This is a genomic window from Atlanticothrix silvestris CENA357 (assembly GCF_016056295.1).
Classification (GTDB): domain Bacteria; phylum Cyanobacteriota; class Cyanobacteriia; order Cyanobacteriales; family Nostocaceae; genus Atlanticothrix; species Atlanticothrix silvestris.
On the sequence record NZ_JAECZB010000020.1, the window covers coordinates 42853 to 56494 of the forward strand.

The 13642-nt window shown below is 39.9% G+C and carries 14 protein-coding genes; 5 read left to right on the forward strand and 9 right to left on the reverse strand.

The genetic code is table 11. From position 1 onward, the window contains the following. Positions 1 to 408: 408 nt before the first annotated feature. Entirely contained in the window at positions 409 to 765 is a 357-nt protein-coding gene (locus I8751_RS10760; protein WP_214439154.1) for a hypothetical protein, read from the reverse strand. A 354-nt stretch (positions 766 to 1119) separates the two neighbouring features. Between I8751_RS10760 and I8751_RS10765 the strand changes: the two genes are divergently transcribed. From I8751_RS10765 to I8751_RS10775, 3 genes are read left to right on the forward strand one after another with little or no spacing between them, the layout of a single operon-like run. Further along, positions 1120 to 1377 (forward strand): hypothetical protein, encoded by a 258-nt coding sequence (locus I8751_RS10765; protein WP_214439155.1) that lies wholly within the window; start codon positions 1120 to 1122, stop codon positions 1375 to 1377. Further along, complete coding sequence (locus tag I8751_RS10770; protein ID WP_214439156.1) at positions 1367 to 1513, forward strand: hypothetical protein; 147 nt, start codon at positions 1367 to 1369, stop codon at positions 1511 to 1513. The genes I8751_RS10765 and I8751_RS10770 overlap by 11 nt, the downstream gene beginning before the upstream one ends. A gap of 9 nt (positions 1514 to 1522) precedes the next feature. Further along, positions 1523 to 1792, forward strand: coding sequence for a type II toxin-antitoxin system VapC family toxin (locus tag I8751_RS10775; RefSeq protein ID WP_214439157.1), 270 nt, complete (start codon positions 1523 to 1525; stop codon positions 1790 to 1792). A gap of 790 nt (positions 1793 to 2582) precedes the next feature. Here I8751_RS10775 and bchB read toward each other — a convergent pair. The 4 genes from bchB to I8751_RS10795 all read right to left on the reverse strand — a co-directional run bounded on the left by bchB (position 2583) and on the right by I8751_RS10795 (position 6985). After that, on the reverse strand, positions 2583 to 4109 hold the full coding sequence (gene bchB / locus I8751_RS10780) for a ferredoxin:protochlorophyllide reductase (ATP-dependent) subunit B (RefSeq protein WP_214439158.1): 1527 nt from the start codon (positions 4107 to 4109) through the stop codon (positions 2583 to 2585). A gap of 309 nt (positions 4110 to 4418) precedes the next feature. Continuing rightward, positions 4419 to 4670: a hypothetical protein gene (locus tag I8751_RS10785; protein WP_214439159.1), complete on the reverse strand. Its 252-nt coding sequence runs from the start codon at positions 4668 to 4670 to the stop codon at positions 4419 to 4421. Beyond that, positions 4667 to 4876, reverse strand: a complete 210-nt coding sequence (locus tag I8751_RS10790; RefSeq protein ID WP_214439160.1) for a hypothetical protein — start codon at positions 4874 to 4876, stop codon at positions 4667 to 4669. Before I8751_RS10790 ends, I8751_RS10785 begins: the two co-directional genes overlap by 4 nt. 78 nt (positions 4877 to 4954) lie before the next feature. Then, positions 4955 to 6985, reverse strand: a complete 2031-nt coding sequence (locus I8751_RS10795; protein WP_214439161.1) for a primary-amine oxidase — start codon at positions 6983 to 6985, stop codon at positions 4955 to 4957. Positions 6986 to 7151: 166 nt separating this feature from the next. On the opposite strand from I8751_RS10795, the gene dapF reads away from it, so the two are divergent. After that, positions 7152 to 7988, forward strand: a complete 837-nt coding sequence (dapF, locus tag I8751_RS10800; RefSeq protein ID WP_214439162.1) for a diaminopimelate epimerase — start codon at positions 7152 to 7154, stop codon at positions 7986 to 7988. A gap of 1 nt (position 7989) precedes the next feature. Here the strand turns inward: dapF and I8751_RS10805 are convergent, their stop codons facing one another. From I8751_RS10805 to rpmI, 4 genes are all read right to left on the reverse strand, one after another. Beyond that, a complete protein-coding gene (locus I8751_RS10805) occupies positions 7990 to 8514 on the reverse strand; it encodes a tetratricopeptide repeat protein (protein ID WP_214439163.1) in 525 nt (174 codons plus the stop codon). A 62-nt stretch (positions 8515 to 8576) separates the two neighbouring features. Continuing rightward, a complete protein-coding gene (locus I8751_RS10810) occupies positions 8577 to 9428 on the reverse strand; it encodes a transporter substrate-binding domain-containing protein (RefSeq protein WP_214439164.1) in 852 nt (283 codons plus the stop codon). 12 nt (positions 9429 to 9440) lie between these two features. Beyond that, a complete protein-coding gene (gene rplT, locus I8751_RS10815) occupies positions 9441 to 9797 on the reverse strand; it encodes a 50S ribosomal protein L20 (RefSeq protein ID WP_214439165.1) in 357 nt (118 codons plus the stop codon). 25 nt (positions 9798 to 9822) lie between these two features. Next, complete coding sequence (gene rpmI, locus I8751_RS10820; protein ID WP_214439166.1) at positions 9823 to 10020, reverse strand: 50S ribosomal protein L35; 198 nt, start codon at positions 10018 to 10020, stop codon at positions 9823 to 9825. Between the two features lie 589 nt (positions 10021 to 10609). Between rpmI and uvrA the strand changes: the two genes are divergently transcribed. Further along, complete coding sequence (uvrA, locus tag I8751_RS10825) at positions 10610 to 13564, forward strand: excinuclease ABC subunit UvrA (protein WP_214439167.1); 2955 nt, start codon at positions 10610 to 10612, stop codon at positions 13562 to 13564. Positions 13565 to 13642: the final 78 nt, after the last annotated feature.

Genomic DNA, 13642 nt, shown 5'->3' on the forward strand with positions numbered 1-13642 from the left:
ATAAGGGGATGTGATACTTAAATGTATCCCTCCCTTTTAACTGTTAATATTTTGAGGTTTTAAAGTTCTAACTTTTGCTCTTTCCAAAGCAGTTAACAGACGGGCTGCATTTTTTGCGTAGAAATTGATAACTTGATTCATTGATTTATATGGGTGGTTTATTAAAAACTATGCTGAACTGAAATGACTACAGCTGTCCTGAGTAATACTACTAACAAATCAATCGTTTGGCTAATGTTTCAGCCAAACGATTGAAGTTAATCTCAAAATTAAAAATTGCTAACCCGCCAAACTAAGCTACAACAGCTTCCTTCGCGGCGTACAACACCTCAGCTTTGATTTCTTTGAAACCGCGATCGCAATTAAATTTCTTGCGGCTGCACTAAATTTATATTCTGTTAAGTGAAATCATTGGTGAATAGGACGTAAAACTTCTAATTCACTAGGATGAGTTAAAACCTTGCCTAATAACTCACTGAAATAAACAACTTGATAATTAGGTGTAAGTTCTGTTTGTAGTTGCTTCCACAGACTAATTCCTTCTTCTTCAAAAGCCGCTTCAGCTTCCTCACTCAAATCTGGTGAGTTACCAGGATCTTGCCAATTTAATGTGGCATTGTAAGCAGATGCCCATTTTCTCAAACGACTAATGGTTTCTTGACTGAGGGGCAATCTGGCTGGATCGATATTACCAACTTTACCAGCATCTTCCCACCATAAAGGGTCGCACTCATAATCTGCCATTAATTTTATCTTTACTGCCATAGCTATTCATCTGTAATTTTCATCAATAACAGCAAAAAAATGGGGGTAAAGAGTACCATATCTCCTCACCCCCTGAATCTTCTGAAATAAGTGCTAATCTAAGCCCCTACAGCTTCTTTGGCGGCATACAATACTTCAGCGTTGATTTCTTTGAAACCGCGATCGCAGACACGGTTCTTGGTACTGTAATAATTTTATATTCTATTAACTGAAGTTATTATTAAATAGCACGTAAAACTTATAATTCACATTTTACAAATAGTTGCGATTATTTCCAAGCTAGACAAAGACTTTCTTTTACTTGCTATACATGCATATAATGGGATTATTGAACATCCGTAACTGGTGAATAAAATGGCTAAAACATTAACAATACAGTTGTCAGATGACTTAGAAAGTAAATTAACTGCTCAGGCGCAAAAACTGAATCTATCTTTAGAAGATTTAATTCTGCAATCTTTATCTAAATCAGCTAAACAGGAAAATATTTCTGAATTCGATCCAATTTTACCTTTACTAGGTACATTAAAATTTGATAATTCTGATGTAGGAGAAAACCACGATCAATATCTCCAGCAAACTTTGCAGCAGGAGTTAAAAATTGACGAATAAAGTCTTTGTAGATACATCCGGCTGGGCTAATTTATTTATTGCAACTGAGTCCTACCATGAACAAGCAAAGCAGTGGTTTCAACATAAACGTCAGCAAAATCAAGCAATGGTAACAACTAATTATGTTGTTCTTTAACTGGTGGCTTTGCTGAATAGCCCTTTACGTGTGCCTCGCCCGCAGTTATTTAAATACGTAGAAGCTGTCAGAACTGCTCCTTATATCAACTTGATTTATATTGAACCAGCAATAGATTCAGCAGCTTGGGAGCTACTTAAAACTAGAGAAGATAAAGCTTGGTCTTTGGTAGATAGTACTTCTTTTATAGTCATGCAACAGCTACGCATAAAAGATGCCTTAACCACAGATCACCACTTTGAACAAGCTGGCTTTATTCGTCTGCTGAAGTCAGAATAAAAGGCATTCCTTAAGATATGCCCTTTATTATTAATAATTGCTAACCCGTTAACTTACGCCCCGACAACTTCCTTCTCGGCGTATAATACCTCAGCGTTGATTTCTTTGAAACCGCGATCGCAATTAAATTTCTTGGTGCTAGACTAGATTTATATTCTGTTACATGAAATCATTGCTAAATAGCAGTTATTATTCAGACCTTGTATTCCGTTCTATGCGGCTTAAAAGGTCAATCATTGCTATAAATACTGCTGTAAATAATATATAACCACCACACAAATTAAACTTTGATCTAACTTAAGTTTTCTAAATCTAACCAAATAAGCAGATGAACTGATTAGTCCTCAGTTATTATTCCGGTCTTGTATTCCGTTCTATCCTGCTTAAAAGGTCAATAATTGCTATTAAAGCTGCTGTCAGAATATATACTATAATACAGGTAATAATTATATAAAGAAAAGGTACTAAAAAAATTATATTAATTGTATTAGATGTATAATAATTATACCTAAAAGCTTGATTATATGCTGAAAATAATATAATAAAAAAAATGACTGTAATAAAAAAGCCGAAAAACTGAAGTATCTTTATAGTCGTAATTAATCTGGTGTATAGTCTATTTTCGTTAGGACTGCTAGATAATTGATTGCTGCTCATAAATACCTCATTTTTAATAAATTAGTTTGTCTAGTAAAATTTATTTCATAAGAAGCAGAAGAGTGTTCTTTAAAAGAAACACTCTTCTATTGAATTCTAGCTATCAGTTTTATAGCTGATAACTAAATTATCATTAAGCCCCGACTGCTTCCTTGGCAGCGTACAATACCTCAGCATTGATTTCTTTGAAACCGCGATCGCGGGCAAATTTTTCAGTATTACGCTTCACTTTACCGCGCACAAATCCAGGAATTTTATTCAATTCTGCTTGACCATCTTTTGTCCAATTTAAATCAGAATCAGCAGAAATACCTTTAGTAATTACTTCTTTGGTATCATGACCACCGAAGATTTCTAATAAGTGATCTTCCATTCCCAAAGTGAAGGAATTGTAGATCAAATCTGTAATCTGATTCGTGCCTTCATAACCCATAAATGGTTTGTAACCAATGGGGAAGTTTTGGACGTGGATTGGTGCAGCAATTACCCCGCAAGGGATGTCTAAGCGTTTACCAACGTGGCGTTCCATTTGAGTACCAAAAATGGCGGAGGGTTCAACGCGGGCGATCGCATCCCCAATTTCGCCATGATCTTCGGAGATTAGCACTTCATCGCAATACTCGCTTACCTGTTCACGGAACCAGTCTGCATCATATTTGCAGTAGGTTCCAGCCCAAACAACGTGAATCCCCATTTCTCGCGCCAAAATCTTGGTAATGGCGGCTGCGTGGGTGTTGTCACCAAAGACCACAGCTTTTTTGCCAGTCAAGTTTTGACAGTCAATAGAACGAGAGAACCAAGCAGCTTGAGATACGTGCAGTGTTTGTTCATTGATGAAGTCTTCGTAGTCAACTTCTGCACCTTGAGCGTTGATTACCTGCTGAATCTTGCGAATACAACGGGCAGTTTCCACTACACCCATTGGCGTAATGTCGATGTATGGTGTGCCGAATTGTTCTTCCAAGTAACGAGCTGTGGTCAAACCGAGTTCACGGTAAGGCACCAGGTTAAACCAAGCTTTGGGCATCTTCTTCAAGTCGCTCACCGAAGCACCTTCGGGAATTAAGGTATTTACCTCAATTCCTAAGTCAGCCATTAGCCGCTTTAGTTCGGTGCAGTCGTGATTGTTATGGAAACCAAGGGTGGAAGTACCGATAATATTAACCGAGGGCTTTTCGGTTTTGCCTTCTACCAATTCGCCCCGCTTCCGGGCTTTTTCAATGTAGTATTGGACGATTTGATCCAAAGTGCGATCGGCGGCTTGTAATTCGTTGTAGCGGTAGTGGTTCACATCCGCTAACATCACGTCCCCTTTCGCTTCCAACTGCGCCCGTTCGACAAAGTTGTGCAGGTCTTCTTGCAGAATGCTGGAGGTGCAGGTGGGAGTTAATACAATCAAATCCGGGTGTTCTTCGGCATCTTTGCGGGTGATGTTGTCTACCACCTTTTCTTGAGAACCGCGTGCCAAAACGTTGCGATCAACAACACTGGTTGTTACCGGGGTGAAGTCCCTTTCCCGCGATAACATGGAGCGCATAACGTTGAAGTAGTCATCACCTAGTGGGGCGTGCATGATGGCATGAACGTTTTTAAACGAACTGGCGATCCGCAGAGTGCCGATGTGAGCTGGGCCGGCATACATCCAGTAAGCCAATTTCATTATGTGTTCTCCCTTTTCAATAACATGGAGTCCGATCAGCGGTGGACTATGATTGCTTGATTATTAATTAAATCGCTTCTGAATTGTCTCAAAACTTGTAACCCCAAAGAAGTGGGTGCTTATGTGAGTTTACACTCCAATGTAATCGCCCAAACTCTTGCAGTGACTAGGGTTCAGTTCTTAACTTAAACAACATTAATGTTGTTTAAGTTAAATAAATCTTAATGTCTCAACAAATATTTTTTTAAAAGTAGTCACTTCAGTGGCTAAAAAACACAAAGCGTTGTATTTGTTCAGTTTTGAGAACAATTACCCTATTTTCCTAATACTGTTGATACCCGCGCTTAACCATTGATTTAGTAACCATTGACTAGCTGCCTTATCCAATGCAGGCAAAACACGAAAGCTAAAAACTTCTTGCCAAACTTCCTCACCGTGTTGAGAAACAAAAGCGGTTTCTAGTTCCTGGAACTTTGAATAGTCTTGGTCGCCTATAGCAGCAAGCATACCTATCAACTCGTTAACAGAGATTTGAGTCGCCGTTAGTTGTGCTTCTGTCATTGTGCTTTATCCCTAAAAATACAAACAAATTTCAGAATCCCGCGCTTGGTATCAATTATTTCTACTAAATCTTTGTTTTTCATTCTTGCGATCGCAAAGCAAGAAAGCTCTGTTGCTGCGGCTGACCACTCTCTTGTTTCTGTTTGCCAATCCCAATTTTCATTTTCCGACTTTTCAAAGTCGTTTGGTTGATTTCCCTCGGTCATGCGGTTTCCTTAGGCATCGGCTTGTAGTCTAAGATACCGCATGAACGGCATCAAAACTAGAAACTCAATGGCTTCATTTTAGCTTTTCCTGGGTTTATTCACAGGCGTTGGTTCAGGCAGATTAATGGCTGGATTGCGGGGAAAAAAGCCTCTAGGGACGAGCTTAAATCCAACTCGGTGAACAGGCATTACAGGCCAATCTTCTGATCGCGGGATATGAGTTACGCCCATTGTGTACCACAGTACGATATCTTCACCCATCAAAGATTCATCGTTTGAAATATATTTTGGTAAACCTTGTCCAGGTTGAGTTTGATTGGGATAATCGCTACCAGCATAAAGTTCATCTGGCTGATATTTTGTTACCCAAACATGATGAGTAGCAAATTCTGCCTTTTGGTGAATTTTTGAGCCTTCCACAGGCAAAAATGTAGCATTTCCTCCTGGCATCAGCATATATCCAGGTGCAGCTTCTAGAGTATTTTTCTGATCTGCGCTGACAATCATCCATTCTCGACTATGTTTTAAATCCAGATCGCGCACAGCAGTTGTTTCTTTTGCTAATGGAGTCTCTGCTACTGCGATCGCATTTCCGAGAGGATTTTTCTCATCCATCGGTAAGGCTTGGACATTCATTTCCATTACAGAATTAGCCTGACCATCTACATCCATATCTAAACGGTAATTGAAAAAGTGCTGATGATTCACCCCAATGATGTTTTCGGCTATCAACTGACCATAATCTATCTTTGACTGTTTTTGGGCAGCAGTTCCTTTTGCCAGCACGATACCCGTTAATTCATTTTCCACCTCCAAAGTACCATCCTGGTGAAAAATCCAGTTGAGACTGTAATCATAGTTGTCAATTGCCACAGTCATAGTCATGACTAATTCACGACTGCGACGCACATCATTACGTTGGGTATTGTATTCATAGTGCTTCCAGAGCATTCCGCGATCGCGTTCGTAAATACCCACAATCCCCTGCCTTACAAACGGTTCTCCTTGCTCATTAGCCAACACAGCATCCAGTAAAAGACCGTTTTCGGGAATTTCTTTACCTAATTCCATTCTGGTTGCTAAAGAACCAAAGTTGTATTCTCCAACATCAAAAGCATTGCGGAATGACCAAGTAGGATCGGGATCACCATAGGGTACAACCATCTCCGATAAACTGGCGCGGTATAACACTGGTCGAATTTTTTCTCCGTCGTTGTAATTTACTAAGTACAGTATTAACCCTTCACGGGGATGCATTAAATAGCGAAACTTCCAACCTTGCCAACTAATTTCATTACTATTAATTCGGAAACTTGCACCTTGAGGTTGCAGAATTCTTAATGATTTTAGTGGTGAAAGTAATTTTCTTAAAGACTTCAAATCATAGTCCCAGTTTGCTTTTGAGAAGGGAACAATTCCCTGATCTATAAAACTAGACACTGTACCAGTATTTAAGTTGACAGTTGCCAACACTCCTTCAATAGGACTGCCGTAATAATTCCAGCGTTCGCTTCCAGCGCGCCGTAGGTGTTCGCCTTTGTAATAAGATAAGGCTCGACATAGACGACTACCCCTCGTTTCTTCTTGTTTATTTAAAATTCCCGCTGCCCAACAACTGATTTGGACTTGATCAAAATCTGTAATTCCCCGCTTTTGCATTGCTGTTCGCCATCGGGGATCAGCTTTGACTACATGGTTGGCTAATTCATATTCTGTATTGACGATCGCAGGTTGAACACCAGCTATTTCTTTCCAAGAACTTAATTTCTGGGTTTGCAGATCAACCACACCTTCATAAGTTTTGTTTTGCGATCGTTCATAAACTACTAAAAAAGCTTGTCGCTGAAATAATTTACCAGATGTAAAATTAATGACTGCGTTTTTATCTGGTTCTTGTAAGGCAATAACTGGAAATACTGCCTTTTCGCTCAAAGTTTTTGCTTTTTTGAGTACTGAAACCGCTGTTGTAATTTCTGCTTCTATTAAAGAACTTAGAGGATGGGAAATTACAGGTTGTTGAGCCGATAATCTTCCTGTCAAACCTATAGAGAAACAAACGCAAAGAATAATGGCGATCGCTAAACCAAAAAACTGTAGCCTCTTAATCATTTTTTACACGTTGAGAACAATGTATAGTTATCTATTTCTCAACGTCAGCTAAGAACCCGATAGATTTAGAAGCTTAGACCAAATTAATTTACCAGCATTGGTTATCTATAATTAGATTCTTAATTCTGTATTATAGAGATTTCTGCTACTTGTGATACTAGCGCCAATGAAATATTCTAAATATCATGCTCTCGGAAACGATTATTTAGTTATTGCTCCTGAAGACTTAGCTTTTGAATTAAGCTCAGAAAAAATTAAGCGGATTTGTCACCGGAATTTTGGAATTGGCTCAGATGGAATTTTGTTTGGGCCGCTACCATCCAAAGATGCGAAATTTGGATTACGCATTTTTAATCCAGATGGCAGCGAGGCAGAAAAAAGCGGTAATGGACTGAGAATATTTTCTCGCTACTTGTGGGATAAAAAACTTGTTGGAGAGGAAGAGTTTGATATCGACACATTAGGTGGACGAGTTAAAGCCTGTGTTGCCAAGTCAGGTCAAAACGTTCGATTAGAAATGGGTTATGTGAGCTTCCATAGTGACAATATCCCTGTAGCAGGACATTCCAGAGAAGTTCTCGAAGAAAGTATCACAATTGACGAGCAAACCTTTACTTTTTGTGCAGCTACAATTGGTAATCCCCACTGTGTTATACAGATGCTCGAAGTCACACCAGAAATAGTGAAGAAATACGGCCCTCGGCTAGAAGTTCATCCCTACTTTCCTAACCGCACAAATGTTCAGTTCATGAAAGTTCTTGATCGGGGAAATATCCAGATTGAAATTTGGGAAAGAGGAGCAGGCTACACTTTGGCATCCGGTAGTAGTAGCAGTGCAGCGGCGGCTGTGGCTCATCGCTTGGGTTTATGTGATTCATCAATTGCAGTTCATACGCCGGGAGGACAAATTGCAATAGAAATTAGCGATGATTTTTTAATCACAATGACGGGTGCTGTCACTAAAGTAACTGAAGGACTGCTTTCAATGGAGATATTTGAATAAATTATGCAGAAACCAAACGTCGCAAAGATTCAGCACGGCGTTTGGCGGTAGGATTATTAGGAGCAAATTTGAGTGCTTCTTCGTAAGTTTGTAGTGCCTGAGTGGTTAGTTTTTTGCGTTCATAAGCATGTGCCAAATTATTTAATGCTGTCACATAATCGGGTTTACGTTTTAGAGCTTCTTTGTATTGACGAATTGCTAAATCATATTGCTCTTGAGCAAAGTAAACATAGCCTAGTCCGTTAAAAATGGGGGCACTGTTTTCTTCTTCCTCTTCTTCGGCGGCTTTTATAGCTTTTTGAAACAGTGCGATCGCTTGAGAAAAAACCTTCTTTTCCGAATAAATACTGCCTAATTCATAATATTCTTGAGCTGTACCTTTTTCTTTTTCCAATTTTTTTCGTAATCGCGCCAGAGCATTTTCACGCTTACGAGTTTTGAAAATCTGGCGAAAAACATTTACAACTGCAAATGTGAGTAGTCCTACAAAAATTGAGAGGTAAACAACGGCTAGATTGTTATCCATTACTTTGAAATATAAATATTAAAATTTGCTTTTGATCTTTATTATCAGCTTTTTGTCATTGGTCAATTGTTATTTTTTTCTAACACTGACTGTTGACTATTAGGCAAACCCCAATATTTAGCACGTTCCTTTAACCAACCTTCTGCTGTGTAACGAGCGATCGCTTCATTAATTTGTCGTCTTAAATTATCGTACTGCAATCCCTTGGGCATGACTACAGACAACGGTGCAGTTGATAGTTTAGTTGGCAGAAGTCGATATTGGGGATATTGTTGCACCCAACCACTGAGGACGCTAGCATCTGCGGCAAAGGCTGCTAATGCGTTGCTTTCTATTTTTTCTCTTGCTTCTTCATACGAATTAACACCAACTAACTCAGCGTTAGGAATATAGTACCGGACTTCGGCAATGGTACTGGAGTTATTGAGTACGGCAATTTTTCGTTTTGCCAAATCACTGAACTGCTGTACAGAGGCTTCTTTTGTAACTAAAACAGTTCCATCGAAGTAATAAGGTACACTAAAACTTACTAAACGAGCGCGTGATTCAGTTGCTGTTACCCTGGCGATCGCAAAATCAACTTTGTCGTTTAAAACTACAGACAAGCGATCGCGATTCGCTACAGGTTTCAATTTGACAGCCTCTGCTTTACCCAGTAATTCAAGTGCCAAGTGGTGTGCTAAGTCGATTTCTAAGCCTTGCAAATTGCCACTAGCATCTCTAAATCCTAAGGGACGCAAGTTGTCTTTCACGGCAATAATTAGATAGCCACGCTGCTGAATTTTTGGCATTTCGGCGGCAGATGCAGTCAATCCTGTCCCCACTATCAAAAAGCAAAATATCCAACAAATAGTGGCGGATAATACCAGATGTAACCGAGTAATTACTTGCCGTCTGTTACATCCGTTATACATCCGTTGCCACCTTTATCCTTTAGTTTGACTTGCTAGTTCAGCGACTTTGCTAAAGCTAGCTGGATCGAGGACTGCCAATTGTGCCAACATTTTACGATTAAGTTGGACATCGGCTTTTTTCAAGTTGCCCATCAACTGGCTGTAACTCAAGCCATGTTGTCTAGAAGCCGCGTTAATACGAGTAATCCAAAGGCGGCGAAAATCGCGCTTTTTGTTTTTGCGATCGCGGTAAGCACTGCGTAGTGCTTTCATTACTTGTTGGTTGGCGGTTCTAAATAGAGTTGAGTGAGAACCACGAAAACCTTTAGCTAGTTTGAGAATTTTATTGCGGCGTTTACGAGCTACGTTGCCGCGTTTTACTCTAGTCATAATTTATTTCCTGAAAAACTTATACTTACAAATATGGGAGCATCAAACGCACGTTATCTGCATCGCGTTCGTCTACAAGTGCTGTCTTAGACAAGTTACGCTTTTTGTTGGAAGACTTGTGTTCTAACAGGTGATTTTTGAAGGCTTTACGACGCACGATTTTACCTGTGCCAGTGGCACGGAATCGCTTCGCTGCTGCTTTACGGGTCTTTAGTTTAGGCATGGTCTAGCTTTGAATCGACACAATCCATAATTATATACTAAGCTCATGGGATTGAGTGAATTGCTGACTCAGAGTTTTATAAATGAGGCAGGAGGAGCAAATCACTCATGAGATTCGACCCCTCCTGATTTGGAACTATCGCCGTTGAGTCAAGCTAAAAAGCCTCATGTAGACACGGGATTTATCGCGTCCGATAACACAATTATCTGCTCTTGCTTCTCAATAATTCGGTAATAAAACTCGATACACAGTCCTATATATATTTGCGATAACTTTACCCATAGGAGGATGTTTAATCTAAATGCCTTTAAAGTTTGCAAACAAAGGAAGATGTCTGCGGCCTGAATATAGAGTAATCCCTACCTAAAACAGTACTATTGTTCTACTATAACCACAGTAAAGATATTATTATTAAGGACTGTTTCATTAAATTAAGTCTGAAGTGTTAAGGATAAAGTAAGAAATTGGTATATTCTTCGCCTCTTATGGGCAAAGAAATCAGATTTTTCCAGATTCATGCCTTATTCCTTGATACTGTATTATTTTACACTTAATGTTTGTGCCTTTATTTCACTATTAGCCTGCCGATATGTCAGAGAACAAGCTAGCCGCATCCCTCAATGGACATCTTCCGCACCCTAACCATAATGACCGGAACACAATTCGGATTAGGGGTGCTAGGCAGCATAATCTGAAAAATATTGATTTGGAATTGCCACGCGATCGCCTGATTGTGTTTACTGGTGTATCTGGTTCGGGTAAGTCTTCTTTGGCTTTTGATACCATTTTTGCTGAAGGGCAACGTCGCTATGTCGAATCTCTCAGCGCCTACGCGCGGCAATTTTTAGGACAATTGGATAAACCGGATGTGGAAGCGATTGAAGGCTTAAGTCCGGCAATTTCCATTGACCAAAAATCTACATCTCATAACCCTCGTTCTACAGTCGGGACGGTTACAGAGATTTACGATTATTTACGGCTGTTATTTGGGCGTGCTGGTGAACCCCATTGTCCGATATGCGATCGCTCTATTGCACCCCAGACAATTGATGAGATGTGCGATCGCATTTCAGAATTACCAGACCGCACTCGGTTTCAAATTCTCGCCCCTGTTGTCCGGGGTAAAAAAGGTACTCACCGCAAACTTTTATCGAGTCTGGCCTCCCAAGGTTTTGTTCGTGTCCGCATTGATGGCGAAGTCCGGGAATTGTCAGACTCGATTGAATTAGATAAAAATTTAACTCACACGATTGAAGTTGTAATTGATCGCTTGGTGAAAAAACCAGACATCCAAGAACGTTTGGTCGATTCTCTATCTACGTGTCTAAAGCAATCAGGCGGTATTGCTAACATTGTTATTAGTCAGTCGTCAGTAGTCAGTAGTGATAATCAACAAACAACTGACAAGGAACAACTGACAACTGACAGCGAAGAAGAATTAGTATTTTCGGAAAACTTTGCTTGTCCAGTACATGGGGCGGTAATGGAGGAATTATCGCCGCGTTTATTCTCGTTTAATTCGCCTTATGGTGCTTGTCCCAATTGTCATGGAATTGGGACTTTAAGAAGATTTGCACCCGATTTGGTAGTACCTAACCCCGAAGCACCAATTTATGCTGCGATCGCGCCTTGGTCAGAAAAAGATAATTCATATTATCTGGAATTACTTTATAGTTTGGGTCAAGCTCATGGGTTTGAGTTACAAACACATTGGAAAAATTTGACAGAAGAACAACAGCAGATTGTTTTGTATGGGGAGAAGGAAGAACGTAGACGCGCTAGCGGCTTGCCGCAGGCTACCGCAGAGGCGCGGAAAACGCAGAGTTTTAAAGGTGCTATTCCGATTTTACAGCGGCAATATGAAGGGGGTTCGGAGTTAATTAAGCAAAAATTAGAGCAGTATTTAGTTGATCAACCATGTGAAGTTTGCGGGGGGAAACGATTAAAACCGGAAGCTTTGGCGGTACGATTGGGACAATATGGAATTTTAGATTTAACTGGGGTATCGATTCGAGATTGTCAAGAAAGAACTGCTCAGTTAAAGTTGAGCGATCGCCAGATGCAAATTGCTGATTTAGTGCTTAGAGAAATTAAAGCTAGATTGCAATTTTTGTTGGATGTAGGTTTAGATTACCTGACTCTTGATCGTCCCGCGATGACTCTTTCTGGTGGCGAAGCCCAACGGATTCGTCTTGCAACTCAAATTGGTTCTGGTTTAACTGGGGTTCTCTACGTTTTAGATGAACCGAGTATTGGTTTACATCAACGAGATAATGGACGCTTACTCAAAACTTTAACTAAATTGCGTGATTTGGGTAATACATTAATTGTGGTTGAGCATGATGAAGAAACAATTCGTGCAGCTAATCACATTGTTGATATTGGGCCAGGTGCAGGAATCCACGGCGGAAATATTATCGCCCAAGGTGATTTGCAGGCTTTGCTCACAGCAGAAGATTCTTTGACTGGTGCTTATTTATCTGGACGACGAGTAATTAATACACCAGCAGAACGCCGACCAGGAAATGGGCGCAGTCTGGTAATTAATAATGCCCATCGCAACAATTTAAGAAATATCGATGTAGAAATCCCATTGGGTAAACTTGTTGCTGTTACTGGTGTTTCGGGTTCAGGTAAATCGACTTTAATTAACGAATTACTTTACCCATCACTGCAACACCACTTGACGAAAAAAGTTCCTTTACCTAAACAGTTACAGGAAATTAAGGGATTAAATGCAGTCGATAAAGCGATCGTTATAGATCAGTCCCCAATAGGACGCACACCACGTTCTAATCCTGCAACTTACACAGGTATTTTTGATGCGATTCGAGATGTATTTTCTCAAACAGTAGAAGCCAAAGCTAGGGGTTATAAACCTGGACAATTTTCTTTCAATGTCAAAGGTGGACGTTGCGAAGCTTGTAGTGGACAAGGTGTAAATGTCATTGAAATGAACTTTTTGCCTGATGTTTATGTCCAATGCGAAATTTGTAAAGGTGCAAGATATAACCGTGAAACTTTGCAGGTAAAGTACAAAGACAAGTCTATTTCTGATGTTCTCAACATGACAGTTGAGGAAAGTTTAGAGTTTTTTCAAAATATCCCCAAAGCTGTGACTCGTTTGCAAACTTTATATGATGTAGGTTTGGGTTATGTAAAACTTGGACAACCTGCGACTACGTTATCTGGTGGTGAAGCTCAAAGAGTGAAATTAGCCACAGAACTATCGCGCCGCGCCACAGGTAAAACGCTTTATTTAATAGATGAACCAACTACAGGTTTATCTTTTTATGATGTTCACAAATTGTTAGATGTATTGCAACGTTTGGTGGATAAAGGCAATTCGATTTTAGTCATTGAACACAACTTAGATGTGATTCGTTGTGCTGATTGGGTGATTGATTTAGGGCCTGAAGGTGGCGATAAAGGGGGAGAAATCATTGCTGTAGGGACACCAGAGGAAATTGCCAAAAATCCTCGGTCTTATACTGGACAGTATTTGCAGCAGGTATTACAGCAGTATCCAGCGATGAAAAAGTAGGATAGCGATCGCTGCACGTAATTCGTAATTCGTAATTCGTAATTCGTAATTCGTAATTCGTAATTCGTAATTCGTAAT

What these genes read in the sequence shown, in the direction of transcription:
- I8751_RS10785 (WP_214439159.1), bottom strand. Translation starts at nt 4,670, where the DNA reads ATGACAGAAGCACAACTAACGGCGACTCAAATCTCTGTTAACGAGTTG.
- bchB (WP_214439158.1), bottom strand. Translation starts at nt 4,109, where the DNA reads ATGAAATTGGCTTACTGGATGTATGCCGGCCCAGCTCACATCGGCACT.
- uvrA (WP_214439167.1), top strand. Translation starts at nt 10,610, where the DNA reads ATGTCAGAGAACAAGCTAGCCGCATCCCTCAATGGACATCTTCCGCAC.
- I8751_RS10760 (WP_214439154.1), bottom strand. Translation starts at nt 765, where the DNA reads ATGGCAGTAAAGATAAAATTAATGGCAGATTATGAGTGCGACCCTTTA.
- I8751_RS10805 (WP_214439163.1), bottom strand. Translation starts at nt 8,514, where the DNA reads ATGGATAACAATCTAGCCGTTGTTTACCTCTCAATTTTTGTAGGACTA.
- I8751_RS10810 (WP_214439164.1), bottom strand. Translation starts at nt 9,428, where the DNA reads ATGTATAACGGATGTAACAGACGGCAAGTAATTACTCGGTTACATCTG.
- I8751_RS10795 (WP_214439161.1), bottom strand. Translation starts at nt 6,985, where the DNA reads ATGATTAAGAGGCTACAGTTTTTTGGTTTAGCGATCGCCATTATTCTT.
- I8751_RS10765 (WP_214439155.1), top strand. Translation starts at nt 1,120, where the DNA reads ATGGCTAAAACATTAACAATACAGTTGTCAGATGACTTAGAAAGTAAA.
- rplT (WP_214439165.1), bottom strand. Translation starts at nt 9,797, where the DNA reads ATGACTAGAGTAAAACGCGGCAACGTAGCTCGTAAACGCCGCAATAAA.
- I8751_RS10790 (WP_214439160.1), bottom strand. Translation starts at nt 4,876, where the DNA reads ATGACCGAGGGAAATCAACCAAACGACTTTGAAAAGTCGGAAAATGAA.
- dapF (WP_214439162.1), top strand. Translation starts at nt 7,152, where the DNA reads ATGAAATATTCTAAATATCATGCTCTCGGAAACGATTATTTAGTTATT.
- rpmI (WP_214439166.1), bottom strand. Translation starts at nt 10,020, where the DNA reads ATGCCTAAACTAAAGACCCGTAAAGCAGCAGCGAAGCGATTCCGTGCC.